General features: G+C 48.0%; 2 protein-coding genes. Both read right to left on the bottom strand.

Annotated elements, in window-relative coordinates:
- Positions 1-892: 892 nt before the first annotated feature.
- Positions 893-2,392 (bottom strand): CoA-acylating methylmalonate-semialdehyde dehydrogenase, encoded by a 1,500-nt coding sequence (locus tag Q0231_RS16575; protein ID WP_269392437.1) that lies wholly within the window; start codon positions 2,390-2,392, stop codon positions 893-895.
- Between the two features lie 27 nt (positions 2,393-2,419).
- The coding region (locus Q0231_RS16570; RefSeq protein ID WP_299349361.1) for a hypothetical protein at positions 2,420-2,615 on the bottom strand (196 nt) is incomplete at its 5' end.

The raw sequence follows: 2,615 nt of genomic DNA, 5'->3' as shown, positions 1-2,615 counted from the left end.
GACTTTTGCGCAATATGGGCCAGATCTTGTTCCACGCAGACGTCTCGCCACGCAGCACCACGAGCTAATGCGCTGAAAAACCTAAATGATTTACAGTCATTCTAACGATATTCTCAAATGCTTGAAAAGATGGCTGTGGATTTTTTTTATCGCTAACGGGTCTGCGGGGTGTTGTTGTTGATTTCCCGAGGAGTTCATAAAGTGTCGCAATGGAAATACCACAAAATATCTTTGTATTTCAGTCTATTACCTTGAGGTCCAAACCCCATCCCAACAAAAATGCAAAGTAGATTCCGCGGTTTTGATTGCAATTATATGCACGCAACCGCTCGCTCCGAAGCCTATATACAGTTCTGCAATGCGTTAACTGGCTCTCGATTGTCGCTACGCGGGATCGCTTTGTCGTTAAGTGGGATTGTATTGCGGATATGTGGGACCAGATTGCAGTTGTATACTCTACATTTTCTCATTGGCAGCGACTTGCAAACCAAAACAACCAACAGGGGGATTTGGGAGCGTAAAACGTCAAACACTGAACAAACGGTACGTTCTAATTCGAATTGCAGTTGAAAATAAACCCGTTTGAGGATGAGTAGCGAGCTGTGTGGATTAGCTGAAGTTCGATGTTGGCTTTGCGGACAAACCGACCAAGCTCAATAACTACATAATCTTTGAGCTTGGGCGGAGAACGGAACTTCATCAAAAGTGCTAGGCAAAACTGAACGGTCGTTGAAGCAGACGTACGTTGATTAGAATACTTGTAGCCACACCACCATGAACGCAAACCATCCCTTCAAAAGTGGAGATCGAAACGGCAAGCTGTTGCCGAATTTGTTTTTCAAGTTGTTGATTAGCGAACAGTGGGTACACCTCCGTCGAAAACAGTCGCCGTTTACCCCAGTGTTGGCATAGAGAATTGCGCGTCATTTCGCACGCCAGTTGGCCACCGGCTAGTGGTGGTTTTCATTTTGGTGTAAAAACGAACGCCTTCCATGCCATGCATATGGTGATCGCCAAACAGTGAGTTTTTCCAGCCACCAAAACTGTAAAAGGCCATTGGCACAGGAATGGGCACGTTGATGCCTACCATGCCAACTTCAATATCTTGGCTGAACGAGCGTGCAGTATCGCCATCCCGCGTGAAGATGGAAACGCCATTTGCATATTCATGTCCGTGGATCACTTCAACGGCTTCGGCATAAGATTTGGTGCGCACTACCGTTAGTACTGGGCCGAATATTTCTTCTTTATAGATCGTCATATCTGTGGTGGCGTTGTCGAACAGGGAGCCGCCGATGAAATATCCGTTTTCGTGTCCATCAGGTTTTGTGAGGTCCCGGCCGTCAACCACCAACTCAGCACCCTCTTGAACGCCTTGGTCGATATATGAGGTAACTTTTTGGAGGTGTTCACCAGTCACAAGCGGACCCATTTCCATGCCCGGTGTTAGGGATGGTCCAACTTTGAGCGCCTTAATTTTGGGAACGAGTTTGGCGATCAATGCGTCAGCTACAGCATCCGTAACCGGCACAGCAACCGAAATTGCCATGCAGCGTTCGCCAGCTGACCCAAAAGCCGCACCCATCAGGGCGTTGGCCGCCATATCCAAATCTGCGTCCTGCATAATGAGCATGTGGTTTTTAGCACCACCAAGGGCTTGCACGCGTTTGCCATTGGCCGTGCCTTTCTGGTGGATATATTGGGCAATTGGGGTGGAGCCCACAAAGCTGATGGCTTTAACGTCAGGATGCTCAAGCAATGCATCCACCGCAACTTTGTCGCCATTGACCACATTAAACACACCGTCCGGCAGACCTGCCTCTTTTAACCATTGTGCAATCAATATCGGCGCGGAAGGGTCGCGCTCACTGGGTTTGAGAATAAACGTATTCCCCGTTGCCAATGCTACAGGAAACATCCACATGGGAACCATGGTTGGAAAGTTAAATGGGGTGATACCTGCAACCACGCCAAGGGCTTGACGCACCATGTGGCTATCAACGCCAGTGCCCACATTTTCTGAAAACTCGCCCTTGATCAGGTGTGGGATGCCAGTTGCAAATTCAACAACTTCTAAACCGCGCGTAACTTCACCTTGCGCATCGTCAAATGTTTTGCCGTGCTCATTGGAAACCACTTGTGCCAATTCGTCCAATCGATCCCACAGGATTGATTTGAACTTGTCCAAAATTCGAGCGCGTCGAAGAGCTGGCGTTTTCGACCAAGCAGGCCATGCAGCTTTTGCAGCAGCAACAGCCACATCAACCTCATCAACACTCGCCAAGGATACCCTTCCAGACACCTCGCCAGTTGATGGATTAAAGACGTCTTTGGATTGCCCTGAAGTTCCTGCAATCACATTATTTGAAATGAAGTGACCAATCTCGATCATATCGGTATTCCTTCGTGAGTTGGCTATTTAGTGGGTTTGTACGTTTGGTGCTGTTTGTACGGTTTCTACGACTTGTTCTGTTTCTACGACTTGCTCGGCTTGTTCGCGTTCAGACTTTTTTTGGGCGCTTTTTTCTTCTTTCTCCATCTCCTTTGCGACCAGATCCAACAGCATGGTATAGATCCCAACTTCTAGTCGCGCTTTGTAGGCTATGATTGGGTCT

Origin of the sequence: uncultured Maritalea sp. (genome assembly GCF_937139385.1) — a bacterium.
In the GTDB taxonomy this organism is placed as follows: domain Bacteria; phylum Pseudomonadota; class Alphaproteobacteria; order Rhizobiales; family Devosiaceae; genus Maritalea; species Maritalea porphyrae_A.
The sequence above is the reverse complement of the archived record's forward strand: the minus strand, read 5'-3'. Positions and strand labels throughout refer to the sequence as shown.

Excerpts from the sequence above, each read along its gene's own strand:
- Q0231_RS16575 (WP_269392437.1), bottom strand. The coding sequence starts at position 2,392 with ATGATCGAGATTGGTCACTTCATTTCAAATAATGTGATTGCAGGAACT.